Raw genomic sequence first — 26654 nt, forward strand, 5'->3', positions numbered from 1 at the left:
CTAACGTCCACGAATCCAGGCACCGGACCGCCCGCGATTCATGCGGACCACGGCCGAGACGGCGGCATAGACCGCAAACCCCGCCGGATCGCGCAACGCCAGACGCGCGGCCCCGGCCGGACCCAGGGCAGGCTTGCCCTCGTTCCGCATCAGGTCGGGCCAGCGTTCGGCAATCTCGCGCACCCCCTCGTCCTGCCGGCGCCGGACCCGGACCAGGCGCGCCCATCCCTCGACCATCGGCCAGACATAGGTGGCGCGCACCCCGATCCGTTCGTGCGGCGCGAATTGCAGCCGCACGAAGGTGTCGTCCGAGATGATGGGCGGAAACCGGTCCCACCGGGCGCGTCCGGCGGCGTTGACGGCGAACAGCCCGAACCCCGGCGCGCTGTCCTGCGCGAATGGCAGGCGCTGCCACAGGCGGGCATAGGCGCGCGTGACCGCGCTGCGGGCGGGCGGCACGATGGCCGTTCCGCTGGCATAGGCCGCGCCCGTCGCAGCTTTCAGCGCGCCGACCAGTTCGGCCATCAGCGGCGGGCTGACCACCACATCGGCGTCCAGATAGGCGCGCAGATCGCCAGAGGCGGCAAGATCGCCCGCGTTCAGCGCACCCATCTTGCTGCCCTCCTCACGCTCGATCACCTGCATTTTCCAGCCGGCGCGGCCTGCTGCGGGCACAAGGCTGCGCGCGATCCCGGCGGTCCGGTCGCGACAGCCATTGGCCACGACGATCACCTCGGCGCCGCTTGGCACCGGATCGCTGGCCAGCAGCGCGGTCAGGCATGCGCCGATATAATCCTGTTCGTTGCTGGCAGGCAGGATGACGCTTAGCGCCGGGGGCGTATCCACCCTCTCGTGCGGGGACGCCCCCGCATCCATGTCCGCGTCGCCGCCGATCATGCAGCCACCCCGGTCAGCGGATCGGTCGACACCACGCGCCAGACCAGCCGCTGCACGCGCGCCGCCGTCCGGGGCTGAAACGCCTGCGCGGCGCTGCCATCGGCGCGGTTCAGCTGCGCGGGCAAACCTTGCGGATCGCGCTGATACAGAACCGCGTAATGCGTCAGGGCGATCACGTAACTGCCCAGATCGCCCAGATGGATGGTATCGGTCTGGCCCTCGGGCGTTTGGGCGAAAAGACCCTCGCGCCGGTCCAGCCCGGGCAGATCGCCGGCTTCGGCCGCGCGCGCGACGGCGGCCAGCGCAGGCCCGCCCGGCACACGATAGATCGCCCCGACGCCTTGGGCACTCATGGCGCGGCGCATGACCTGATCCTGCCACAGCGTCACCGCATCTTCGTCGATGCGTTCCAGCCAGCCGGCCTCATCGTCCAGCGAATGCCAGGTCTCGTACAGATAGATGCGGATATCGGGGCGCGCACGGCGCGCAAACCGGGCCCATTCGGCCAGGTAATTGCCGCTGGCGTGCCATTTGATCGCATCGCGCAGCTCGACCATCTCGGTCAGGACCAGCGCGTCGTAATCGCCGCTTGCAAGGGCGTCGCGCACCGGGCGGTGGGCGGGATGGGCGTTTTCCTGATCGAATCCGGGAACCTCGTCGGGGCCGGACCAATGCGCCCGCAGCGTCGCCCCCCAGCCCAGCTGAGAGGCATATTCATGCCCCGGCGGCGCAAGCTGCGCCAGCATCGCGGGCATGTCGCGCCCGACAAGGCTGTGCCCCAGATGAAACACGCGCAGCGCGGAATCGGGCGCGGGCAACGCCGGATGCGCGGCCGCGAAATCCGCATCAGACATCTGCGGCAGCGGGTCCGGACCCGCCGCGCGCTGCCGGCGTATCATCAGCCCCGCCGCGCCAAGCCCGGCAAGCCCCAATGCGGCCAAGCCGCCGAAAAGACCCAGACGTCGATTCATCGCTGTCCTCCTTGGCTTTCTAATTGACTGCGCGCGCGCCGGGTCGGCAGAACCCCGCGACGATCTGACCGCCCGTCAGCGCGAAGCGGCCCTGCAATGCATCGCCCTTGGCGAATGGAGGGATCGCGCGCGTGAATCGGGCCACCAGCGCGTTGTGCGCCGTGTCGACCTGCACGCTCATCCCGTCGAAGCCGAAGATCGTTGCGCTGGCCGGATACTGGCACTTGAACGCGGCCTCTTTCGCAACAAAGATCACGCGCGCCCATCGCAGCGGCTGCACCTGCCCGGCGATCCAGGCGCATTCGTCGCCGTCGCAGATCTCGGACAGGACGTCGCCCGGCAGGGGCGCGTCGGGTTCCATGTCCAGCCCCAGACCCCGTGCCACGGCCTGCGGCGCGGCGACCGCCAGCGCGACATCGGCGGCATGGGTGATGCTGCCGACGACCCCGGCGGGCCAGACCGGCGCGCGATCCGCGGCCATCGGGATCGCGGCGGGCATCAGCCCCGCCGCCGTCATCGCCGCCCGCGCCGCCGCCCGGCCTGCGGCAAATTCGCGCCGGCGATGCGGCACGGCATTCGCCATCGCCCCGGCCTCATCGGGCCACGCGTCAGATGCCGCGCCGATGGCCATGACGGCCACGCCGACGCCATCCGGGAACAGTCCGCCCACCGCTTTCGCCAGTATCGACATGCCCTAGCTTCGGTCGCGGCCGGCGCGCAGCGCGCGGCGGCGCGACATGGCATCGGCGCGCGCCGCAGCCCTGTCCTCGGCCGATCCGCCATCGCCGCCGCCGGAATCCGGCTCCGCCGCCAGGTTCGCCGCATCCTCGGCGCCCAGATGGCCGGCCAGCCCCTCAAGCGTCGGAAACTGGAAGATGTCGGTGATCGACAGCTTGACCCCGCCGCCAAGCGCCTGCCGAATTTCGCGATGCGCCTGCACCGCCAGCAGCGAATGGCCGCCAAGCGCAAAGAAATTGTCCCTGGCGCCGATCTGCGGCCGGTTCAGGATGCGCGACCAGACCTGCGCGATGGTGGCCTGCACGCCCATGGACGGCGCGACATAGCTTTGCGCCGCCTGCGTGATCGCATCGGCCGGGGCCGGCAGCGCCTTGCGGTCCACCTTGCGGTTCGGGGTCAACGGAAACTCGGGCAGCTTGACCACATGCGCGGGCACCATATGCGCCGGCAGCACCTGCGCCAGATGATCGCGCAGCGCGTCGGTCGACAGCCAGCTGTCGCCGGTCACATAGGCCACCAGCCGCATGTCGCCCGGCCGATCCTCTCGCGCCAAGACCACGGCCTGCCGGACCCCGGCGAACCCCTCGGACACCGCCTCGATCTCGCCCAGCTCGATGCGATAGCCGCGCATCTTGACCTGATGATCGGCGCGGCCCAGAAACTCCAGCCGGCCATCGGTCTGCCAGCGCACCAGATCGCCGGTCCGGTACATGCGCCCGTCGTGGAACGGATTAGGCTTGAACCGATCCTGGGTCAGATCGTCGCGCTGCCAGTATCCGCGCGCGACCCCGGCGCCGCCGATCCACAACTCGCCCGGCGCGCCGACCGGCACCGGCTGCATCGCGTCGTCCAGCACATAGATCTGGGTGTTGGCGATGGGCGTGCCGATGCTGGCGACGGGCTGGGCCGCGTCGGCGGTGGCGGTGGTGGACCAGACCGTCGTTTCGGTCGGCCCGTACATGTTCTCGATGCTGGCATCGCTGGCCTTGTTCAGATCCGCGACCAGCGACCCCGACAACGCCTCGCCGCCGATCAGCAGGTGCCGGACCCGCCCCAACGCCGCGCGCGCATCGTCGTTCATCGCGATCATCCGCGCCATCGACGGCGTGCATTGCAGATGCGTCACATCGTGGCGGCGGATCTGCGCCGCGATCGAGAAATCGTCATCCGCCGGCGCCGTGCCGGCATTCGCGCGCGCCAGCAATTCGGCCAAGGGCTTCAGCCCTTCCAGCACCTGCGCGCGCGGGATGCCGTAATCGATCAGCGCCGCAATTTCGGTGACGCCGATATTCTTCAGCTGCTCGACCCGCGGCAGCAATTCGTCGACCGTGCCAAACAGGCCCGAATCCTCGAAATAGCGGTGGAAGGCGAATTCCAGGATCGCGTCGTTTTCTTCCTCGCTGAGACTGCCCAGATCGATCTCCATCGGGTTGGACACGCCCTGCGGCTTCTTGAAGGCCGGGAACGCCCAGGCATATTGCTTGACCAGCGCCGCGGCCGAGGCGAGGTAATCCTTCATCGGCTGGCGCGCGACCTCGCGCGCGGTATCGCGGTCCTGCGCCAGATAGCTGTGCAGCATCAGCGTCACGCGATATTTCGCCGGATCGCGGCCGCTGTCGCGCAACGCCTTGTGATAGATCGCGATCTTCTCGCCCACCTCGTCGATCGACTGGCCAAGCAGGTGGGTCAGCACATGCGCGCCCAACTCGCCCGCCTCTTTCCAGGTCTGCGGATTGCCGGCGGTGGTCACCCAGATATTGATCTCGTCCGACACCGGACGGGGCTGGGTCAGCACATCGACCATCTTGCCGCCGGCCATCGGGAACGCCACCTTTTCGCCGCGCCACAACCGGCGCAGGATGTCGATGGATTTGTACATCGCGGGCTTGTTCTCGGGCGGCGCGTTCTCGGCGCGCAGCACGAAATCCTCGGGGTGCCAGCCGGACGCGATGGCCAGCCCGGTGCGGCCGTTGGTCAGGTTGTCGATGACCGCCCATTCCTCGGCGATGCGGATCGGGTGGTGCAGCGGCGCGACACACGACCCTGCCCGCACCTCCAGGTTCTTCGTCACCGCCGCCACCGCCGCACCGGTGACGGACGGGTTGGGATAGGGGCCGCCGAACGCGTGGAAATGCCGTTCCGGCGTCCAGACCGCGCAGAATCCGTGCTGATCGGCAAAGCGCGCGCCATCCAGCAGCAGCTGGTATTTCTCGCGCCCGATCCCGTCGTCATTGCCCCAGTAGAACAGGCTGAAATCCATCGGTCTGGCGCTGACGGACGCGCCGCCCGACACCAGCGCGCGTTCTGTGTCGCCCATCAGCACCACGCGGAAACCGCGCGCCAGCGTGTAGAACAGTTCCAGCACCGAAATATCGAAGGACAGCGAGGTGACGGCCAGCCAGACCCCGCCCGCATCGTGCTGCACGCGACCGTCCATGCCGGCAAAGAAATTCGCCACGTTGCGATGTTCCAGCATGACGCCCTTGGGCCGCCCGGTCGAACCGGAGGTATAGATCAGATAGGCCAGATCGCCGGTCGTCACGCCGCTGTCGGGGTTCTCGGTCGCCGCCGCGCCGATGCGGCTGTCCTGATCCAGCACCAGCAATTCGGCGCCATGCGCGGGCAGGTTCTGCGACAGCGCGGCTTCGGTCACGATCACCGTGCAGCCGCTGTCCTCGATATACAGCGCGATCCGATCGGCCGGATAGGCCGGGTCCAGCGGCACATAGGCGCCGCCGGCCTTCATGATCGCCAGCGTGCCGATCAGCAGATGCTCGCTGCGGCCGGTATGGACGCCGACCAGCGCGCCGGGTTCGACCCCCATCTGGCGCAGCACATGGGCGGCGCGGTTGGCGCGTTCGTTCAACTGGGCATAGGTCAGGTCGCGATCCTCGACCGTCAGCGCGATGGCGTCGGGTGTCCGCGCCGCCTGCGCCTCGAAGGCGTGGTGGACGCAGATATCGTCGAACGCGACCTCGGTCGCGTTCCAGTCGTTCAGAACCCGATCCCGTTCCGCCTTGGGCATCGGTGCGATGTCGCCCACGCGCCCGCCCTGCGCCAGTCCCGCCGCCAGATGCGACAGTCGCGCCGCCAGAAGCTGCGCCGACGCCGCGTCGAGGCGCGAGGCGTCGTGGTAAAGCCGCCCGCTTTCGGGTGCCAGAGAGATCACGGTTCCAGCCACCGGCGCATCGCCGGCCGCCGCAACGCCGATCTGCGGTCGCTGCGGCATTTCGATGGCCGGATCGCGCAGCGGCAGGTCCAGCGCGAAGGCCGGATAGCGGCGCGCGCGGTCCAGCGCCGCGGCCATGCGCGCGCGCAACGCATCGGCGGTTTCCGCCGGATCGGCGACGGCGCGCAGCGGCACCCAGTCCGACAGATACCCCGGCGCACGGGGCGCGGCCGGATCGTGCAGCGCCAGATCGACCGCCTCGCCGCCTGACAGCCCGGTGGCCAGCATCGCGGCGGCGGCCAGCAGATCGTCCGCCCCGCCCTCGACCGGCAGCGCCTGCCAGTCGCCCTGCGATTCGTCGCCGTTCGCCAGCGGAACCAGCGCCGCCGCGAATGATTTCAACGCGCTGCGCCAATAACCTTCGCCCGGCGCCACGGCCTTCATTGCGTCGGTCAACGCCGCGTCATCGCCGCCAGAGGCCAGCGTCGTGCCCTGAAGGCGTGCCGGATCGAATTCCGACCCGTCCAGCGCCGCCAACCCGGTCAGCCGCAACGCGCCGTCGGCAAACATCACCGTCGCACCCTGTTCGTCGGCGGCAATGACCGTGCCCGGTGCGCCGGAACCTTCGGCCGGTTCGACATGGGACACGGCGATCACGCGCCCCTCCACCTCGAACTTGGCCAGTGCCAGCGGGTTGGCGTAATCGCCGTGATCCAGACCCCGGATCAGACGCGATGCAGCCTCGCGCGGGGCGTTGAAATCCAGCCGCGCCGCTCCCTCGGGGCGGTCCGCGCGGGCGTGATAGAAGCGCTGCGACAGATCCTGCTTTTGCCGTCGCAGCCCGTTTTCCACCTGTCCGATCACCGCGCCGAAACTGTCGATGGCCGCCTCGAAGGCGCGGGTGTTCAGGGTCAGCGTCGTGTCGTCGGGGGCGATGTCGAACAGGCGCTGTTCCAGGATGTCGCCCTCATCAAGGCCGCCTTCGATCAGATGCCAGGTGATGCCGTGCTGCGTGTCGCCCTGCAGGATTGCCCACGCGGGCGTGTTCAGACCCGCGCGGCGCGGCAGCGGCCCGTCATGGAAGTTGATCGCCCCCTTCGCGGCGCGGTCCAGCAGCGCGTCGGGAACCAGCGACAGGTTGGCGATGCTGAACAACCAGTCATAGTGCAGATCGCCCGGCTCGCGCGTGTCCGGCTGCGGCAGCACGCTGATGCCCTGATCCTCGGCCCAGTCGCGGATCGCCGGATCGCGGGTCAGCACGGCGGCGACGGAATGGCCACGGTCGCGCCACTGGGTGGCGCACTGGATCAGCAGGGATTCGTTGCCGATGAAAAGGGCGGATTGCGTCATGTCGTCCTCTCGGTGGCGGAAGCCTTGTCAGTATGAACGGAAGCGGGCCGGATGCCGGTCGTCAGCGCGCGAATGTCGTGGGCCAGCAGATCGCGCATGAAGCCGCGCGACCCGCTGCGGCGCGAACTGCCAAGCGCCACCCGCAGCCGGTTGATCGCCAGCCCCGCCGTCTGCGCCAGCGTCGCGGCCACCGCCGTCGCCAGCCCGTGATTCTTGCGGAAATATCGCCAGCGGCTGTCGAACCAGTAGTCCGGCGTGCGCGCCCATTCCTTCATCCCGGTCGAGACCGATCCGATATGCGCGACGCGGCTGGCCGGCACGTAATCGGTCTGCCATCCGGCCCGCGCCGCACGCAGGCACAGATCGGTTTCCTCGAAATACAGGAAATATTCCTCGTCGAACGCGCCGATCCGGTCCAGCATGTCCTGCCGCATCATCAGGCTGGCGCCCGCGACCCAGTCCATGCGCGCGACCTGTTCGGGGATCGGCTGCGGGATGACCGCGTGGCGCAGGAGGCGGCTGATGGGGCCGGTCTGGGCCGCGCCCTCGAACTCGGACGCGACCGAGGGAAAGCGGAAACAGGTGACATGCGGCGCATCGTCGGTGCCGTGGATATAGCTGCCGGCCAGTCCGGTCTGTTTATGGTCTTGCAGATGATCGCGCAGCACACGGATCGCATCCGGCGCGGGAAAGGCGTCCGAGTTCAGAAGATAGACGTAATCGGGCCGCGCCCCGTCCGCCAGACCGGTGCGGATACCGGCATTGTTGCCCGCCCCGAAACCGCCGTTGCGGCCTGACTGGACGACCCGCACGCGCGACCAGCCGCTATCCGCGACCGCCGCGCGCAGTCTTTCCTCGGACCCGTCGCCGCTGTCGTTGTCGACGATGACGATCCCGCCCGCAACGCCCTCCATCGCCGCGATTGCCGCCTCGGCGGCGCGGATGGTCATGTCTGGCGTGCGCCAGTTCAGGATGATAGTCAGAACGCGTGCCATGCCCTACTCCGCCGCCTGCGCCATCGGCGTGTCGATATCGGCCTCGGCCTCGGCGATCACCTCGCGCATGCGCGCCGCCATCACCCTGACATTGGGTTCCAGCACCATGCTGTCATGATCGCCCGGCACCTCGATCACCTGAAGATCGGGCGCAAAGCGCGTCAGATCGTTGTCGGCGAAAACATACTCCCTGGCGCGGCTGACCCATTTCCCGCCCGAGACCTGCCAGTGCAGATCCAGCGGCGGGCGGATCAGCACCACGCGCCCGTCGCGAGGCTGCATGTCGTAATCGGGCAGCGCGGCCCGGAACGCCGCCTCGATGGCGGTGTTGTGGAACTGGTTCGCGGCCTCGGGCGCGGCATTGGCGCGGTCGGCCTGCTGGCGTTTCCAGTCGGCGCGCGCCTTGAACCACTCCACCAGATAACCCGGCCCCTTGCGGCGCAGTTCCGCCAGCTTGATCAGCGCCTTGTCCTGCCGCGACAGATGCGGGCGCATCGGCAGCGGCGTGTCCAGCAGCACGGTCAGCGCGACCTGATCGCCCTGCGCCTCAAGCTGGCGCGCCATTTCCCACGCGATCAGGCCGCCGCCCGAGAAGCCGCCCAGAAGATACGGGCCAGATGGCTGAACCTGCTTCAATTCCGCGATGTAATCCCTTGCGGCATCGACGAAATTGTCGTGCGGCTGATCCTCTCCGAACAGGCCGCGGGCCTGCATCCCATAAAAGGGCCGGTCACCGCCCAGAAGCTGCGCCAGGTGCCGCAGGTTCAGCACATTGCCGAACATGCCCGCGACCAGGAAGAACGGACGCCGCGGCCCGCCCTCGCCCTGATGCATCGGCACCAGATGGGTGAAACGCCGGGCCGGGGTCTTTTTCGGCGCGTCGGAGGCGGCGCTGTCCTGCGGGCCGATGCGATCCTCGATCAGGGCGGCGCAGGCGGCGATGGTCGGCGCCTCGAACAGGACCGAGATCGGGAAATCGACCGAATAGGTCTTGCGGATCGTCGCGAACAGCCGCACCGCGATCAGCGAATGGCCGCCCAGATCGAAGAAGCTGTCCTCGACCCCGACCTGTTCGACGCCCAGCAATTCCTGCCAGAAGCCGACCAGCGTGCGTTCGATGCCGTTGCGCGGTTCGACATAGTCGCTGTCAAGCTGCGGACGTTCAAAGCCCTGGCGCTGTTCGACATCCTCGGCGCCCTGCCCGGCCTGCGCGATCAGATCCGGCAGCGGAATCGAGGACACGACGACCTGCGACCTGCCGGTGTCCAGCGCGCGCAGGAACGCCTCTGCCCCCTCATCGGGCCGGATGCCCTGCGACAGGTTGTGCTGCAGCCGTTCCTCGGCCGGCGACAGCCTGCGACCGTCCTGACCCGCATCCGCAAACACGATGTCGCGCTGCCCGCCCGATGCGCCGAATTCCAGCGCGCCTTCAAGCCGGTGGATGATGAAGTTCGTAATCTCGATCAACACGCGGCCATCGGGATCGGTCAGCGTGATGTCGAACCGGGCGAACGGGTTTGCGGCGCGATTGTCGCCGGCGTTGCGCACCCAACTGCGGATCTCGGGTGTCAGCGGCGCATGCACGCGGACCGAGCCATAGCTGACCGGCACCCAAAGGTGATCGGGCCGGTAGCCGTCGATCAGCCCCATCGCCCAGCCCGTCGCCAGATCCATCAGCGCGGGATGGATCGGCCAGCCCTGCGCCGGTTCGCCGCGGAAGGCATCCGGCAGCGCCAGCTCGGCCAGCCCCTCACCCTCGCCATAGGCGCGACGCCGCAGCACCCGCCAGCGCGGCCCGAACCGCAGATGCGCCTCTTGCGGGCTGACAAGACCGTTCGGATCGGCCTCGACATCGCGTGAACAGCGCGCTGAAATGGCATTGAGATCAACAGGTTCGGCAGAACCTGCGCCAAACCCGATCTGCGCCTGTGCGTTCAGTTCGAACCCGGCGCGCCCGTCCGCGACGGCGTCGCTGCGGATCTGGACGCCATAGCCTTCCTCGTTGCGCGACAGCGTCAGGCGCAGCTGACGAGGGGTCTCGTCATCGACCGCCAGGGGGCGGAAGAAATACAGATCGCGGATCTCGAACCCGCCCTGTTCGCCGTTCGCGCGCAGGGCCTGGGCGATCAGATCCAGATAGCCGGTTCCCGGCACAAGGGATTGTCCGTCCCGCGTCCGGTGGCCGTCCAGCAGCCAGTGCCGGGTCGTCAGTTCGGTGGTGAAGACGCGATTGCCGTCGCTGTCGAAACTGGCCTTCTCCAGCATCGGCGTGCCCGCATCGGTCACCGGCGCGGGTTCGGGATCGGCCAGCGCCTCGGCCGCCATGCCGACGCCGGTCCAGATGCCCCAGTTGATTGCGGTCACCACCGTCTTGCCGCCGGCGCGCGATTTCGCCCAGGCGTTCAGAAACTCGTTCGCGGCCACGTAATCGACCTGCCCGGCGGGCGCCGTCGCGGTCGAGGTCGAGCTGAACACCACCATCCGCCCGACCGATCCGTCGGGAAACACCTTGTCCAGCACCTCGGTCCCGTGAACCTTGGGGGCGAAGACGTTTTCCACGTGACCGGGCGTCTTTGCCAGGATCGGCGCGTCGTCGATCACCCCGGCGCCATGGATCACCGCATCGATGCGGCCGAATCGCTGCACGGTCAGGTCGCGCGCGGCCTGCATGTCCTGAAGGTTGCAGACATCGGCGGTCAGGCAGATCACCTCGGCCCCGGCCGCTTCCAGCGCCTGCACCCCGCGGATGCGGGTGGCGATGGTGTCGTTCGGCGCGGCGCTGCGCAGGATGCGGTCCCATTGATCGCGGGCGGGCAGCGCGCGACGCCCGACCAGCGCGATCCGCGCCCCGTGATCGCGGGCCAGACGTTCGGCGACGGTCAGCCCGATGCCGCCATAACCGCCGGTCAGCAGCACGACCGCACCCTGCGGCAGCCCGCCGGTCGCCTCGGCCAGTTGCAGTTGCCGCCAGCCCAACTCGTATCGCCGGTCGCCGCGCAGCGCGGCCGACAGGTCCGCCGGCTGGGCCAGCATCTCTTCCAGCACATGATCGGTCAGCCCGTCCCACGCCGCCTCGTTCCGCCGCCCCTCGGGCAGGGTCAGATCCAGCGAGGAGCAGGTCACGCCCGGCAATTCGCGCGGCATCACCCGCAGCGGGCCGGCGATCGTGGCCTTTTCGGGATGCGGCAGCGCCTCGGACCTGATCTGCGCCGCGCCGTTCGTCACGGCCAGCAGATGGACCGGGCGCGGCAGGTTTTCCTCTTCCATCGCCTGGGCCAGGAACATCAGGCTGTAGAAGCCCTGTTCCTGATTGCGGTGGAAGAAGCTGGAACCGGGGCGGAACGTCTGTCCCGCCGTCACCAGCCAGAAATGCGCGATCCGCTGCGGGGCCAGCCCCGCCGCGACCAGATCGTGGATCAGCCGGTCGTAATCCTCGCGCCCGCGTTCGGGCGAGATGGTAAAGACATCCTCGCCGGTGCGGGCAAAGACGTCGCCCGCCCGAACCTCGATCACGCGCTGGCCGGCATCGCGCAGCCGGCGGATCGCGCGCGCGGCCAGCCCGGCCTCGTCGGCAAAGACCAGCCATGTGCGTGGGTCGGCCTGGTCCAGCTCATCCGCCTCGACCTCGCATTCGGCGGCGCGCGGGCGCCAATGCGGCTGCCAGCCCCAGTTCTCGACCCCCTCGACCCGTTCGATCAGCGCATCCTCGGCCTCGGCGCTGGCGCGCCCCGGTTCGATGAAATAGCTGGCGCGCTGGAACGGATAGGTCGGCAGCGGCACCCGGTTGCGCCGCGCCTCGCCCCAGATCGGGGTCCAGTCCACGGGCAGGCCAAGCGCCCACAGCCGGCCGACGGTCGCGATGAAGAATTCGTCGTCCGCCACGTCCTGCTGCGGATGGCGCAGCGCCGGCACGACCTGATTGGCCGGAACGCCGTTGGCCTGCGCCAGCGATGACAGGGCGCGGCCCGGTCCCATCTCGATATAGACGCGGCATTTGCGGTCCGTCAGATGCGCGATGCCGTCGGCGAAATTGACCGTATTGCGCAGATGCGCGACCCAGTAATCCGGGCTGGTCGCCTCGGCCTCGGTCAGCGGTTTGCCGGTCCGGTTGGAGATCACCGGCAGGCGCGGCGCGGTCAGGTCGATGGACCGCAGATAGTCGCCGAACCGGGTCAGGATCGGTTCCAGCATGCGACTGTGGGCGGCAATGTCGATCTGGATCCGCTGCGCCTCGATCTCATCGCCCGCCAGCCGCGATTCCAGCGCGTCCAGCGCCGATTGCGGGCCCGACACGACGCACAGATCGGGCGCGTTCACCGACGCCATGTCCAGATCGTCGGCCCAATAGGGTTGCAGATCCTGCTGCGACAGCGGCACCGACAACATGCCGCCCGGCGCGATGGTGTCGAACAGCTGGCCGCGCAGATGCACAAGGCCGATGCAGTCCTCAAACGACATCACGCCGGCCAGGCAGGCGGCCGTATTCTCGCCCATCGAATGGCCGATCAGCGCGGCGGGCCGGACGCCCCAATCCATCCACAGCTGCGCCAGCGCATATTCGGTGATCATGATCAGCGGCAGCTGGACCGAGGGTTTCTTCAACCGCTCGACCGCGTCGGCCCTGCCGTCCGCATCGGGCAGCCACAGCGCGCGCAGATCGTAGTCCAGGCTGGGGGCCAGATGATCCAGCCCCTTGTCCATCCATTCGCGGAACACCGGCTCGGTCTCGTAAAGATCGCGGGCCATGCCGGCGAATTGCGCGCCGCCGCCGGGGAACATGAACACCGCCTCGGGACGTTCGGGCAGTTCCTGATGGGTGAAGACCGTGCGGGGATCGGCCTCGTCCAGCTTTTCGGCGGCGTCTTCGTGGCTGCCGGCCACCAGCACGCGCCGATATTCGAACGCGCGGCGGCCTTCCTTCAGGGTCCAGGCCACGTCGGCCAGATCCTGTTCGGGATGGGCGCGCAGATGCGCGGCCAGGTTCCGGCTGGCCTGATCCAGCGCGGTCTTGCTGCGCGCCGACAGGACCAGCAACTGGAACGGCCAGTCGCTTTCCTCAGACGGGGCGCGTTCCGGCGCCTCCTCGACGATGGCGTGGGCGTTGGTGCCGCCGACGCCAAGGCTGTTCACGCCGGCGCGACGCGGTGCGCCCTTCAGCCGCGGGAAATCGTTCAGCCGGTCGTTCACCCGGAACGGAGAATTGTCAAAGTCGATGGCCGGATTCGGCGCCTCGTATCCAAGCGAGGGCGGGATCTGGCCGTGATGCAGCGCCATGCTGACCTTGATCAGGCTGGCCACGCCTGCGGCGGTATCCGTGTGGCCGATATTCGTCTTGACGCTGCCGATCCCGCAAAATCCGCGATCCTGCGTCGTTTCCTCGAATGCCTGCGTCAGGGCCGCAACCTCGATCGGGTCGCCCAGATAGGTGCCGGTGCCGTGACATTCGACATAGCCGATCGTGTCGGCGCTGACCCCGGCGATGCCATGCGCCTCGGCAATGGCGCGGGCCTGCCCCTCGACCGAGGGGGCCAGATAGCCGGCCTTGGCCGCGCCGTCATTGTTGATCGCCGTGCCGCGCAGCACCGCCCAGATGTGATCGCCGTCGGCCAGCGCATCCTCCAGCCGGCGCAGCACGACGCAAGCGGCGCCGGACCCGAAGACGGTTCCCTGCGCGCGGTGATCAAAAGCGTGGCAATGCCCGTCGGGCGACAGGATCTCGCCTTCTTCGAACAGATAGCCGCGCGCATGCGGCAATTCGATGGTGACACCGCCCGCCAGCGCCATGTCGCATTCGCCGTTCAGCAGCGATTGCGCCGCCTGATGCACCGCCACCAGCGAGGTCGAACACGCCGTCTGGATCGACAGGCTGGGACCCTTCAGGTCGAAGATGTGGCTGACGCGGGTGGACAGGAAATCCTTGTCGTTGCCGGTATGGCGCAGCAGGAACATGCCGGTATTGCGAACCAGATCCGGGTTCGAGCAGACGTTGAAATAGAAATAGCTGCCCATCCCGCAGCCCGCGAACACGCCGATGGGGCCGTCGAAGCCTTCGGGCGTGTGGCCCGAATCCTCCAACGCTTCCCACGCGCATTCCAGGAACTGGCGATGCTGGGGGTCCATGATCGCCGCCTCCTTGGGCGACAACCCGAAGAACTCGGCGTCGAACTTTTCGAAATCCTGCAGGACCGAGGCTGCGGGCACGTAATTCTTTTGCCGCATCCGCGCCGGGCTTTCGCCGCTTTCGGTCAGTTCCTCGACCGACAGGCGCCGGATGGATTCGATCCCGTCGCGCAGATTGGCCCAGAAGCGCGCCACATCGGGCGCGTCGGGCAGATGCGCGGCCATGCCGGTAATGGCGATCGCGCCTTCGGGAATCGGTGCAGACATGTTCTGACCAGTCATCGCGCCACCTGTTTCCAAATCCATTGCCGCGCAGCCACTGCCTGCGGCGCGCGAATCGACCCGACCGGTCCAGACAATGCTGCGGTGATTGCACCCGCGTCAAACGCGTCAAAATGAGGCATTTTCGACAAATGCCCCAAGGACGCGACAAACGCCGCCTTCATCTTCATGTCACACACCACGCCAACCTATACACGCAGACATAACAGGTAATTCGCTTTGGATGGCAATTGAACCTGCCGCTTTGGACAGGTCCGCACGCCGCCGAGCCCGCCTTCGCGCATAAGTCTAGCACGAACCGGCCCCCGGGTACGACCAAAACCGTGGCTGACATGCCGCGCAGCCCAAGGCTAGACCAGCGTGCGCGGCCCCGCAACGGGCTGGCCGACCAGCCCGGAAAAGCGCGGCCGCGCGCTTGCCGGCACCGCCGCAGCCGGGGCCGTCCCCGTGCCCACCTCGCCCCGTCGCAGGTTTTCCAGGTATCCCAGCATCGCGCCGGAAAACAGCCATGTGACCGGCGTGATGGTGGCGTTCGGCAGCAGATCGACCAGGTTGACGGCCAGCACGACCGCCACCCCTGCGGCAAACACCGAGACCTCTTGTCCGGTTCGCCGATAGGCACCGGTCAGCATGAAGATCGGCAGCAGCAGCAAGCCGAACTGCCCGATGAACCCGGCATAGCCGCCATATCCCATCGCGATGATCCACAACCCGTCGGTGGTCGAGATGTTCTCGCCCGTCTGCGGATCATAGACGCTGTTGCGCCCCCATCCGCCCCAGCCGAACAGGGGCCGCTGCATGGCGCGCGACAGCAGCATATCTTCGTTGACGAAGCGGAATTCCAGCGATTGCGCCCGTTCGGCGGAATACTCGGCCGCCGTCTCGACCAGGCTGTCGGTGGGGATCACGTCAAAGCTGCGCAAAAGCGGATAGGTCAGCACCAGCACGCCCATCAGCATCGCGATCTGCGCCAGCCGACGCCCGCTGAACAGCAGCAGCATGGGCATCAGCAGCACCGCGTAGAGAAGCGCCGCAATGCTTTTGCACAGGACCAGCACGATCAGCAGATAAAAAGCCGCCGCATACCAGCGCAGCTTGCGCCCCGGTGCCGCATCGCGGGCCAGAACCACGGCCAGCATCACCGCCATGGATGTCAGGATTGCGATCCACAACCCGTGCTCCAGAAACACGATGGGCCGGAACCCGCCCTGACGCATCATCTGCTGGAAGCTATGCGGGAAGAAGCCGTAGATCTGCGTATGAAGCTGCGGCGACATCCGCACCTCGTACAGCATCGGCAGCGAATACCACAGGAACGCGATCACGAATGCCGTGACCAGTTGCCGCAATGCGGTGCGGTCCGACAGAACCTCGCGTGACAACGCCCAGATGCTGAGAAACCCGAACTGGTTAACGATCATCGAGGCGGCGTCATAGGGCCGCAAACCGGGAAGAACCGTGTCGTTGCCGATATAGACCGGGTCGCCGTTGGTGACGACGGTGAAGACCGGCCCCAGCAGCAGCAGCCCCACCAGGATCCGACCGGCCAGGCTTTTCGGCACCAGCGGGATCAGCCGCCCCAGCATCGCGCTGGCGAAGAAATAGCCGAAGACGGCCGGGACGTTCTGCTTGGTCATCCCGGGTACCCCCGGCAGATCCAGCGTCATGCCGGCGGGCAGCAGCAGATAACCCGCCAGAATCGACCAGATCACCGCCGTGCGCGCGGGCAGCAGCAGATACATGGCCAGCGTCACGAACGGCCACAGCGTCATCGTCAGAAAGGCAAGGCTGTTGGGCATCTGGCAGGAATCGCACGCGCTTCAACCGGGAACCGTCAATGGATTAGCACAAACCGCGCCGGCCACAAAGCCTCGGCGATTGTGGCGCCGCGTCAAAAGTGCCACAGAACGCGAAGAATGCCGCCGATCCCCGATTTCGGCGCGTGTCGTGGAGGCTGCGCGATGAACTTCAGCTATGGCGATCAAACGATCCGCGTGAACATGCCCGACCGGGCCGCGCTGATGGCGGAACTGACCCGCCGGTTTCGCGCCCGCACCGGGTTCGCGCTGGCGACCATCAATCTGGATCATCTGGTCAAGCTGCGCGCTGATCCGCGCTTTCGCGATGCCTATGCCGCGCAGGATCTGGTGGTTGCGGACGGTAACCCCGTGGTCTGGCTGTCGCGGCTGGCGGGCCGGCCGGTCCAGCTTGTGCCCGGGTCGGATCTGGTGATGCCGCTGGTGCGTCTGGCAGCAGCCCAGGATGTTGCCATCGCCCTTGTCGGGTCCACCGATGATGCGCTGAAGGCCGCCGCCCAAAGGATCGTGACCGAGGAACCCGGCGCCAGAATCGTGCTGCGCATCGCCCCCCCGATGGGATTCGATCCAAAATCCAAGGCGGCGGGCGCGTTGCTGCGCCAGATCGCGGACAGCGGCGCCGGATTATGCTTTATCGCGCTTGGCGCGCCGAAACAGGAACAGCTTGCCGCGCGCGGCCGGATCGAGGCGCCTGAGGTTGGCTTTGCCTCGGTCGGGGCGGGCTTGGATTTTCTGGCCGGCGACCAGCAGCGCGCGCCGGCCTGGGTGCGCCGGATCGCGATGGAATGGGCCTGGCGGATGCTGTCGGCACCGCGCCGGCTGGTGCCGCGCTATGCCAGATGCGCCGCGATCCTGCCCGGCGAGGCGATCAACGCGATGCGCCAGCGCCGGGACGGATAGTCATTTGTATTCGATCAGCCCGCCACGCCGTCCGCGCAGCCGGTTCAGCCAGAAGGACAGCACGCCCTGCGCCTCGGCGAACTTGCCAAGGACGTTGAAGAAGGCGATTTCCCACGATGCGCGCCGAGAGATTCCGCGCCGCGCCGCAAGCCGCAGGATCTGCGCCGGATAGGCCAGCGCCAGCAACGCCGCCAGCGCCGGTGCCAGCACCGACAGGATCAAGATCAGCACCGGCAGGACCGCACCCCACAGGATGCCGCGCCGCGTCTCGGTCACCCAGTGGCGGTCCGGCGGCGCGCCGTGGAGCGCCGCGCCCTCGGCAAAGGCATGTCCGGCGCGTCGCGTCCGGCGCCACCATTGTGAAAACCGCGTCATCGCCGCATCGTGCAGCGTCATTTCGGCGTCCAGCCGCCAGATCCGGCCGCCGTCGCGTCGCAGGCGCAGGCACAGCTCGGGCTCTTCGCCGGCGATCAGATCGTCGCGAAAGCCGCCGACCCGTTCCAGTGCCGCGACCCGCATCAGCGCGTCGCCGCCGCAGGCCCGCGCCTCGCCCACCGGCGTATTCCATTCGGCATCGCACAGCCGGTTGTAGACGGTGGCGTGTGCATAACGCTCTCGCCGGCGGCCGCAGACTGCAACCACCTGCGGATGCGCGTCCAGAAACGCGCGCGCCTGCGCAAGCCAGCCGGCTTGCAGCACGCAATCGCCGTCGATGAAATGCACGTATTCGGGCGGATCGTCCTGCGCCACGATCCGGGCCAGCCCCGCATTGCGCGCCCGCGCGGCGGTGAACGGACGGTCCATGTCCAGCGCGACGATCTGCGCGCCCGCAGCCTCGGCCGCCAGAACGCTGCCATCGGTCGAGCCGCTGTCGACATAGACGATCCGGCGCATCCCCGCGCGCTGCAACGAGGCCAGACATTCGACCAGCCGCCGCCCTTCGTTCCGGCCGATGGCAATCGCATCGACCGCGCCGGGCACCGGCGTTGTCCCTTTTGCGGGTTGGTTCCTGTTCACAATCCGACTACCTCTGATCGCCTTACGGGCGTATCATCAGTAAACATGTCGCCAAACTTGTTCTATTGTATAAATTGATTCCTGCACATGATCTGCTAGGCAGGCGCGGTATTCGCCACTCTGCTTGGCAGTGTAACGATCGGGTAACGAGTGATGACCTCTGAGACGCCGCGACACGCGCAGACTCAGGCGCCTGCGGCCCGGCAGGCGCCGGTCAAGGTCGCGCGTCTGCGGCTGGATCGCAGCAGGCCCGACGCGGCCCCCGACAAGGCCGCCGAAAGCCCGGTTTCGTGGACCGACCTGCGACGCCTGAACAGCGACGCGGCGACCATGCGCCGCCACCGGCTTTACGTCGAAAGCCGCGGCGACGACATCACCCGCCGCTTCGATCTGCTGCGCACCCTGCTTGCGGATGCAATCGACGAACACGGCATCCTGCGTCTGGGCGTCACCGCCCCCACAACGGGGGCCGGAACCTCGTTCGTGGCCGCCAATCTTGCGCTGGCGATGGCGCGGCGGCCCAGTGCGCGCGTGCTGCTGACCGACCTGAACCTGCGCCGCCCCGGATTGGCGCGCATGTTCGGTGCCAATGCCCCCGCCCCTCTGTCCGAGATGCTGACCGGCGCGCAGCGCGCGCCGACCCAGCTTCGGCTGTTCAGTGACAATCTGGCGGTGCTGCTGAATTCGCAACCCATCAAGGGCAGCGCCGAATTGCTGCAGGAACCGTCGGCGGCGCAGGCGCTGCGCGAGATGCGGCAGCAATTCATGCCCACGCAAGAGATCTATGATCTGCCGCCGGTGCTGGGACGCGACGATCTGCTGTCCTGCCTGCCGCATCTGGACGGGGTGCTGATGGTCGCGGACGGCACAGGCAACACCGCCCGTCAGCTGCGCGACGCCGAAGAGCTGCTGAGCGGGCGCACCCGGCTGGTCGCGGTGGTGCTGAACCGCGGAGAGATCCGCAAACCGTTTCACGAGCTCGTTCGCGACATCCGCAACCGGTTTTCCGGCAGCGGGCGCGACAAGGATGGCAGACATGACTAGTCTTGGGTCGATCAGCGACATTCTTTCGATGATGTGGCGCCGCCGCTGGATTCTGGGCACCACGATCCTGGCCGGGGCCGCGATCAGCTATCAGGTGGCGATCACCCAGCCGCACAGCTATTCCGCCTCGGCGGTTCTGCAGATCGAAACGCCGCGTTCGCTGTCCGAAGGTCCGCGCAGCGCCGGCAGCGGCGGGATTCCGGCCGGCTACTGGTTGCAGCTTGTCCAGGCCCGGCTGATGGTGCGCGACAATATCCAGACGCTGATCGACAAGTTCGGCCTGTTCGAGGATTCGCCCGAAATAACCGAGGCGTTGCAGGTCGAGATCGTGCGCCGCGCATTTCGGATCGAACCGATCACCAGCGGCCAGTTCTATGGCAACAGCGAACAATGGCCGGGCGTGCTGCGCGTGACCGCGACGATGGGCACGCCCGAACTGGCCGCCGACATGGCCAACGAGATGGCGGAAAGCGTGCTGGAACTGAACGCCAGCACTCAGACCGAACGGACGCAAGAGACGTTGCAGTTCTACAGCAGCGAGGAATCGCGGATCGCCAACCAGATCGACGCGGTCGAAAACGAGATGGCGGCGTTCCGCAACGAACATCTGGACGTGCTGCCCACCAGCATGCTGGACAACCGCCCCGATGAGATGCGCACCATCGACACCGAACTGAACACGATCGGCGGCGATCTGCTGGAGGCGCGCGGCAAGCGCGAGGAACTGGTGTCGCGCGGCAATCTCAGCACCGTGGAACAGCGCGAGGTCAGCCGGCTGGACAGCCAGATCGACTTTCTGACCACCCGCCAGCAGCAATTGCAGGAACGGATGAGCGAGATCCGCGCATCCGGACGCCGCAGCGTCAATGCCGAGGCGCAGATGGAAGCGTATCAGAGGCGGCTGGTGCAACTGCGCGAACAGCAGGCCGAGATGAGCGCGCGCCGCGCCGCCGCCGAAACCGCACAGCGTCTGAACGCCGAACAGCAAAGCGAACAGTTCATCCTGCTGGAACGCGCGGTCGAGCCGGACTATCCGCTTTCCTCGGGCCGCAAGAAGATCATGGTATTCGGGCTGGCCGGGTCGATCGTGCTGGCGCTGGCCATCGCGATCCTGCTGGAAATTCTCAGGCCGGTGGTGCGCTCGGCCGGGCAGATGGAACGAAGCTCGGGCCTGCGGCCGGTCATGACCCTTCCGCAGATCGGCGGAAAGCGCCGCGGCTAGGCGTGCAGCCGTTCCAGGCTCTGCACCCGCCCGCTGCCCTGCGATCCACCTTCATATACAAAGCAGAACGGCCGCCCATTCGGGCGGCCGGTTCCTTATCATACAGGTGTCATCAGCCGATGGCGGCGGACCCTAGCAGCCGGTGGCGCGCAGCACCACGCCGAAGGTGCGCACCAGGATCGACACGTCGCTGGTCAGCGACAGATGCCGCTCATACCGGTCGTCATACCAGGCCCGCGCCGCGAAAGAGGTCGAGTTGCGGCCCGAGGTCTGCCAGAAGCCGGTGATCCCCGGACGCAGATCGTAATAACCCGAACCCTCATACATCGCCTGCTGTTCAGGCAGCATCGGGCGCGGACCGACCAGGCTCATATCGCCTTTCAGGACGTTCCAAAGCTGGGGCAGTTCGTCCAGAGAGCTGCTGCGCAGCACCCGGCCGAACCGGGTCACGCGCGGATCGTCGCGCAGCTTCTGGGTTTCGTCCCATTCCCGCTTTGCCTCGGCATTCTCATCCAGATAGGCGGCAAGCCGCGCATCCGCATCCACGACCATGCTGCGCAGTTTCCACATGCGATAACGGCTGCCATTCCGGCCGATCCGCGCCTGCGAATAGAACGGGTTACCGCCGTCGCGCAGCACCATGACCGCCAGCAGGATAATCAGCGGAACCACGAATGGTGCGCTCAAAACAACCAGCAACACGTCAAGCGGACGTTTGAAACACTTTCTGTAAAGCCAGGGCCGGGTCTTTCCGACAGTCTTGACGCCCGACACCGATACCAAGGCAACCATTTGATCTTCCATCGCCATCATGCCCACAATTCTAAACACGCAAACCAGCTACGCCACACAAGCGAGCCTGTGACAGGCCGCGTCCGAACACCGAAAAAAGGGAACAGGTGATCGTTCGGAACAGGCCCTCGTACTGCGCAGACAATAGCATTTCGGCGTCTTTTCGCCCATCGTTAAAACTTTAATAAGCGGAAAAATGACCTGCCCTTTAGGACAGGTCGGGGGCCTGAAAACATCTCAACGGCGTTATGAAACGGGAAATGCAATCTAAAGTTGTTTTTCAGACCATTCGGTTTTGCGTATCGTGCACAATCTGCGGATGTTCGATTCGGGCCACGGCGAATCTGCGCAGGGCAAATAACTTATGTTATTTCAACGAAGCGGGATTGGGACGGCGCCGCGTGCAGCCTTGCCCGTCGCAAGCCCCGTTCCGCGGGACAAGCGCAGCCGGCGCAGACCGCGCCGGCAATCATAGCGTGTTCAGATGAAGCTTGCGGCCGGTCCTAGATCTGGCGTTCGGGCATCTGCACGGTCAGGCCGTCCAGCTCGTCCGTCACCTTGATCTGGCAGGTCAGCCGAGAGCGTTCGGGGTCAGGCTCATAGGCGAAATCCAGCATGTCCTCTTCCATCGGATCGCGCGGCGGAAGCTTGTCGATCCAGTCGGGATCGACATAGACATGACAGGTCGAACAGGCGCAGGCGCCGCCGCAATCGGCGTCGATGCCGGGGATGCCGTTGTCGCGCGCACCCTCCATGACGGTCATGCCGGGTTTCACGTCAACCTCGTGGCGGGTGCCGTTATGCTCGATATAGGTGATCTTGGCCATGGTCCGTCTTTCCTTGATGCGCGCCAGATAGGCCATCGACGCGGCAATGAAAAGGGGCGGACCGTGCGGCCCGCCCCTGTCCGGCTAGCTGCCGTGGCGCGTGTGGATCACTCTGCCTCGTCGATGGGCAGGGCCACGAAGCGCGGCTCTCCGGCGCGGCGGATCAGCACCAGGATCGACTTGCGGCCGGCCTCGCGCGCCTCGTCGATACGGGCGGACAGCTCTGACAGGCTGGTGACCGGCTGCTGCCCCGCTTCGGTGATGATGTCGCCCGAGGCAAGACCCTTCTCGGCGGCCACGCCTTCGGGATCGACCGACTGCACGACCAGGCCCCGCATGTCCGACGACACGCCCAGCTCGGCCGCCAGTTCAGGCGTCAGCGTGGCCAGCGTCATGTCCAGCATCTCGGACTGGCTCGGCGTCTGCGGGGCGGCCTCGTGGGCATTGCCCTCGGCCAGTTCGCGCCGTCCCAGCGTCACGCTCAGCGTGCGCGGTTCGCCGTCGCGCTGCACGACCACGTCGACCGGCTCGCCGGCCGGTGCCTCGGCCACGCGGCGGACAAGGCCGCGCGTATCCTCGACCTCGGCGCCGTCAAAGCTGGTGATCACGTCGCCGGCCTTCATGCCGGCATCCTTGGCGGGTCCGTCGGGAACGTCGGTGACCATGGCCCCCGCATCGGCCGACAGGCCCAGCGCCTCGGCCATGTCCGGGGTGACGTCCTGGATCTTCACGCCCAGCCAGCCGCGCCGCGTCTCGCCATATTCCTGCAACTGGTTGACGACCTTGCTGACCACGTTCGACGCCATCGAGAAGCCGATGCCGATCGAGCCGCCATTGGGCGACAGGATCGCGGTGTTCACGCCGATCACCTCGCCGTCCATGTTGAACAGCGGGCCGCCCGAATTGCCGCGATTGATGGCCGCATCGGTCTGAAGATAGTCGTCATAGGTGCCCGACAATTCGCGGTTGCGCGCCGACACGATCCCGGTCGAGGCGGAAAACCCCTGCCCCAGCGGGTTGCCCAGCGCCAGCACCCAGTCGCCCACGCGGGCATCGTCGGAATCCCCGAAGGTGACGAACGGCACCGGATCGTCGCTGTCCACCTTCAGCAGCGCGACATCGGTGTTGGGATCGGTGCCGACCACCTCGGCCGGCAGGGTCATGCCGGAATAGAACTCGATCTCGATCTCGTCGGCGCCGTCGATGACGTGGTTGTTCGTGACGATATATCCGTCCGCCGAGATCACGAAGCCCGAGCCGAGCGCGTTCGACCGCTGCGGTGCGCGCGGGCGCTGTCCGTCGGGGCCGGGCATGCCCGGCATTCCGGGAAATCCGAAATCGCGGAACAGGTCCGAAAACGGGCTGCCGTCGGGGAACATCGGCCCCGGCCCACCGGCGGGTTGCGACACGACCGAGGTGGTGGTGATGTTCACGACGGCGGGAGAAACCTTTTCGACCAGATCGGCAAAGCTGTCATGCGCCGCATCCGGGTCGCGACCCTCGGTCACGTTCGACCCCAGCGGCTGGTTGTTCTTCGCGGCTTCCTGAGCCTGCTGGCTGGCTTCGGGTGACACGTCCGTGGTCGCCTGCTGGGCGCCCGCGAAGCCGAGGCCGAGTGTTACGGCAAGCACCGACGCGGTCAGGAGATGCCGAGGAGAAAGCGTCTTCATGCTGGATGTCCTCATCTTTCGGATTGTGTCGCGGGGCGAAACCGCCCCAAAGACGGGTGTGATATGAACGGAATATGGCCCCACGTTGCAAATAAACCACGCTCTCGCAGAATGAACTGATCGTGACTTTTGTTGCAACGCAACTCAGGGGCGGTCAGATCCGACGCGGCGTCGGAACGCCAATGGCCGCAAAGCCGGACCGGGCCGGCAAGGTGCGGCGGGGGCGGCGGCCTTCGCATCCGCCCCCGCTGGCGATCAGTTGGACGCCGCGGCCGTATCGTCGGTCTGCGCGTCGGTGGCGTCTTCGGCGGCATCGTCCGCCGCCGCCGCTTCGCCAGAGGTATCCGCGGGCGCAGCGGTTTCATCGTCGGCCGGCGCGTCGGCCGCCTCAGCGCCACTTTCGGCCGGTTGGGCGGCCTCGTCCGGCGACGCCCCGTCGGGCTGGTCCTCCGCCAGCGGCGCTGCGGGCACGACCGAGGTCGAGCTTTGCGGCGGAGTCGCCAGGCTTTCAGGCACCGGCGTCAGCTTCACCCCGGCGGATTCGCCCAGCGGGTTGCCTTCGCGGTCCGTCACCTCGGGCGTGACCAGTTCCTCGTCCGAGACGCTGGCCTGCGGCGTCGTCGCGCCCGCAGACGAGCCCGGCGGCACCGGCGTCGGCGCCGGATTGGCGCGGCTGGAGCCGTCGTCGCGCAGATAGCTGAAGAACTCGCCGTCCGGCTGAATCACCAGGCTGCTGTTGCTGCCCTTCAGCGCGCGTTCATACGAGGTCATCGACCGGGTGAATGCGAAGAATTCCGGATCGCGGCCGAAAGCGTCGGCATAGATGGCGTTGCGTTCGGCATCGGCCTCGCCCCGGATCACCTCGGCGCGCTTGCCGGCCTCCGAGGTCAGTTCCACCACCGTCCGGTCCGCCGCCGCGCGGACGCGCTGCGCCGCCTCGCCGCCGCGGGCGATCTCGTCCGCCGCCTCGCGCTGGCGTTCGGCGCGCATCCGGGCATAGGTCGCGGTCAGGTTCTGTTCGGGCAGATCGGTCCGGGTCAGGCGCACGTCGATGATCTCGACCCCCAGCCCGGCCGAGTTCCTGCGCGCCTCGTCGCGGATCTGGTTCATCAGCCCGGTCCGGTCGTCCGACAGCACGCTGGTCGAGGGAACCGAACCCAGAACCTCGCGGATGGCGGTGTTCACGATCGGCTCAAGCCGGCCAAGGGCGGTCTGGATGCCGCCGGTGCCGACCGCCTGACGAAAGCGCACCGGATCGGTGATCCGCCAGCGTGCGAAGGCATCGACCACAAGACGACGGTCGTCCAGCGGCGTGACCTCCAGCGGACTGGTCGGCAGGCCCAGGATGCGGTCGTCATATTTCACGACATTGTCCAGAAACGGCACCTTCACGCCGAGGCCGGGGGCTTCCTGCACATCGACGACGCGGCCAAGACGCAGGACAAGCGCCTTTTCGCGTTCATCCACGATGAACAACGACGCCATGACGACCACGGCCACGACGATCAGCGCCGGAATCGCCAGCGCGGACAGTTTCAGTCTGCGGGCCATCAGTTGGTCCCTCCTGCGGTGGCACTGGTGCGGTTGGGGTTGGTGCGGTTGGTGTTGTCGGCGGCGCTGTCGTCCGCTCCGGACGAACTGCGCAGACGGTCAAGCGGAAGATAGGGCACCACGCCCGACCCGCCCTGCCCGGTCGTGCCTTCGCCCAGGATCACCTTCTCCACGTCTCCCAGGACCTTCTCCATCGTTTCCAGATACATGCGACGCCGCGTCACCTCGGGCGCCTTCACATATTCCTCGTAGATCGAATTGAACCGCGCGGCCTCACCCTGCGCGTTGTTCACCGCCTCGGCGCGATAGCCTTCGGCCTGTTCCAGCGTCGCCGCCGCGTCGCCGCGGGCCTGCGCCAGAACGCGGTTGGCATAGGCATCGGCCTCTTTCTCAAGCCGGTCGCGTTCCTGCTGGGCTGCCTGCACCTCGCGGAAGGCGTCGATCACCTCGGCCGGCGGGTCGGCGCGGTCAAGGTTGACCCGCACCACGTTGATCCCCGACTGATAGGCGTCCAGCGTGCGCTGGACCGCGTCGCTCAGATCGTTGGCGATGGCGCCCCGGTCGCGGTTCAGGATCGGTGCCAGTTCGGACCGCGCGATGATGTCGCGCATCGCGGATTCGGCGACGGCGCGGATCGTGTCGGCCGGATCGGCCAGGTTGAACAGGTATTTTTCGGGGTCCGAGATGTTCCAGACGACCTGATATTCCATGTCCACGATGTTCTGGTCGCGGGTCAGCATCAGCCCGCTGTCCATCGGGCCCGACCGGCCGGTGCCGATCTCGGTCACGCGTTCGTTGGTGACCGGCACGACCTCGGCGGTCACGAAGGGCCAGGGCGCAAAGTTCAGACCCTCGCTGCCCACGGCCACCGCGCGGCCGAACAGGAACTCGACGCTTTTTTCGTTGGTCTGCACGCGATAGAAGCTGGCAAAACCCCACAGGGCGACCGCGACCAGCCCGGCAATGGCCAGGGTCGAACGGTTCAGGCCGAAACCCGGCCCCGACGGGCCGCGCCCGCCGCCGCCGGTGCCGTTCCCGCCGCCGCGCCCGCCCATCAGCACGCGCAGCCGCTCCTGGCCCTTTTTCATCAGCTCTTCGATCTCGGGCATCTGCTCGCCCGGTCCGGGCCTGCGCGGGCCTCCGCGCGGGGGCTGCTGGTCGCCCCAGGGGCGATTGGACGGACGCTTGCCGCGGTCGTCGTCATCGTCCCCACCACCATTGCCACCACCGCCCCAAGGGCCCTGATTTGCCATATGCTCGACCTTCTTTCCCTGATTATTCCGTTCGTTGCA

The 26654-nt window shown here is 67.2% G+C and carries 16 protein-coding genes and 1 pseudogene; 3 read left to right on the forward strand and 14 right to left on the reverse strand.

Annotation, left to right across the window (positions count from 1 at the left end; translation table 11 throughout):
* The 8 genes from JHW45_RS08375 to JHW45_RS08410 form a co-directional block, all read right to left on the reverse strand.
* Complete coding sequence (locus JHW45_RS08375; RefSeq protein WP_336385809.1) at nucleotides 1-897, reverse strand: glycosyltransferase family 2 protein; 897 nt, start codon at nucleotides 895-897, stop codon at nucleotides 1-3.
* Nucleotides 894-1868 (reverse strand): hypothetical protein, encoded by a 975-nt coding sequence (locus tag JHW45_RS08380; protein WP_272860410.1) that lies wholly within the window; start codon nucleotides 1866-1868, stop codon nucleotides 894-896. The genes JHW45_RS08375 and JHW45_RS08380 overlap by 4 nt, the downstream gene beginning before the upstream one ends.
* A gap of 19 nt (nucleotides 1869-1887) precedes the next feature.
* Nucleotides 1888-2559, reverse strand: a complete 672-nt coding sequence (locus JHW45_RS08385; protein ID WP_272860411.1) for a 4'-phosphopantetheinyl transferase family protein — start codon at nucleotides 2557-2559, stop codon at nucleotides 1888-1890.
* 3 nt (nucleotides 2560-2562) lie between these two features.
* Nucleotides 2563-7125, reverse strand: a complete 4563-nt coding sequence (locus JHW45_RS08390) for a MupA/Atu3671 family FMN-dependent luciferase-like monooxygenase (protein ID WP_272860412.1) — start codon at nucleotides 7123-7125, stop codon at nucleotides 2563-2565.
* Complete coding sequence (locus JHW45_RS08395; protein ID WP_272860413.1) at nucleotides 7122-8120, reverse strand: glycosyltransferase; 999 nt, start codon at nucleotides 8118-8120, stop codon at nucleotides 7122-7124. Before JHW45_RS08395 ends, JHW45_RS08390 begins: the two co-directional genes overlap by 4 nt.
* A gap of 3 nt (nucleotides 8121-8123) precedes the next feature.
* On the reverse strand, nucleotides 8124-14507 hold the full coding sequence (locus tag JHW45_RS08400; RefSeq protein WP_272860414.1) for a type I polyketide synthase: 6384 nt from the start codon (nucleotides 14505-14507) through the stop codon (nucleotides 8124-8126).
* A gap of 11 nt (nucleotides 14508-14518) precedes the next feature.
* Nucleotides 14519-14692 carry a hypothetical protein gene (locus JHW45_RS08405; RefSeq protein ID WP_272860415.1) on the reverse strand — a complete coding sequence of 58 codons (174 nt, stop codon included), beginning with the start codon at nucleotides 14690-14692 and terminating at the stop codon, nucleotides 14519-14521.
* A gap of 180 nt (nucleotides 14693-14872) precedes the next feature.
* Nucleotides 14873-16321, reverse strand: a complete 1449-nt coding sequence (locus tag JHW45_RS08410) for a hypothetical protein (RefSeq protein ID WP_272860416.1) — start codon at nucleotides 16319-16321, stop codon at nucleotides 14873-14875.
* Between the two features lie 162 nt (nucleotides 16322-16483).
* On the opposite strand from JHW45_RS08410, the gene JHW45_RS08415 reads away from it, so the two are divergent.
* Nucleotides 16484-17239 (forward strand): WecB/TagA/CpsF family glycosyltransferase, encoded by a 756-nt coding sequence (locus JHW45_RS08415; protein ID WP_272860417.1) that lies wholly within the window; start codon nucleotides 16484-16486, stop codon nucleotides 17237-17239.
* On the opposite strand, the gene JHW45_RS08420 is transcribed toward JHW45_RS08415, so the two are convergent.
* Nucleotides 17240-18220 (reverse strand): glycosyltransferase family 2 protein, encoded by a 981-nt coding sequence (locus tag JHW45_RS08420; RefSeq protein WP_272860418.1) that lies wholly within the window; start codon nucleotides 18218-18220, stop codon nucleotides 17240-17242.
* A gap of 189 nt (nucleotides 18221-18409) precedes the next feature.
* Between JHW45_RS08420 and JHW45_RS08425 the strand changes: the two genes are divergently transcribed.
* A complete protein-coding gene (locus tag JHW45_RS08425; RefSeq protein WP_272860419.1) occupies nucleotides 18410-19300 on the forward strand; it encodes a CpsD/CapB family tyrosine-protein kinase in 891 nt (296 codons plus the stop codon).
* A complete protein-coding gene (locus tag JHW45_RS08430; protein ID WP_272860420.1) occupies nucleotides 19293-20522 on the forward strand; it encodes a GumC family protein in 1230 nt (409 codons plus the stop codon). The genes JHW45_RS08425 and JHW45_RS08430 overlap by 8 nt, the downstream gene beginning before the upstream one ends.
* A 132-nt stretch (nucleotides 20523-20654) precedes the next feature.
* On the opposite strand, the gene JHW45_RS08435 is transcribed toward JHW45_RS08430, so the two are convergent.
* The 5 genes and pseudogenes from JHW45_RS08435 to hflK all read right to left on the reverse strand — a co-directional run bounded on the left by JHW45_RS08435 (nucleotide 20655) and on the right by hflK (nucleotide 26615).
* Nucleotides 20655-21194: a sugar transferase gene (locus JHW45_RS08435; RefSeq protein WP_272860421.1), complete on the reverse strand. Its 540-nt coding sequence runs from the start codon at nucleotides 21192-21194 to the stop codon at nucleotides 20655-20657.
* Between the two features lie 623 nt (nucleotides 21195-21817).
* Complete coding sequence (locus JHW45_RS08440; protein WP_272860422.1) at nucleotides 21818-22141, reverse strand: 2Fe-2S iron-sulfur cluster-binding protein; 324 nt, start codon at nucleotides 22139-22141, stop codon at nucleotides 21818-21820.
* 107 nt (nucleotides 22142-22248) lie between these two features.
* Nucleotides 22249-23811 (reverse strand): DegQ family serine endoprotease, encoded by a 1563-nt coding sequence (locus JHW45_RS08445; protein ID WP_272860423.1) that lies wholly within the window; start codon nucleotides 23809-23811, stop codon nucleotides 22249-22251.
* Nucleotides 23812-24261: 450 nt separating this feature from the next.
* Nucleotides 24262-25350 (reverse strand): annotated as a pseudogene (gene hflC, locus JHW45_RS08450) (protease modulator HflC); the annotation flags it as partial.
* Nucleotides 25351-25361: 11 nt separating this feature from the next.
* Nucleotides 25362-26615, reverse strand: coding sequence for an FtsH protease activity modulator HflK (hflK, locus tag JHW45_RS08455; RefSeq protein ID WP_272860424.1), 1254 nt, complete (start codon nucleotides 26613-26615; stop codon nucleotides 25362-25364).
* Between the last annotated feature and the right edge of the window lie 39 nt (nucleotides 26616-26654).

It is taken from the genome of Paracoccus stylophorae (genome assembly GCF_028553765.1).
GTDB lineage: Bacteria > Pseudomonadota > Alphaproteobacteria > Rhodobacterales > Rhodobacteraceae > Paracoccus > Paracoccus stylophorae.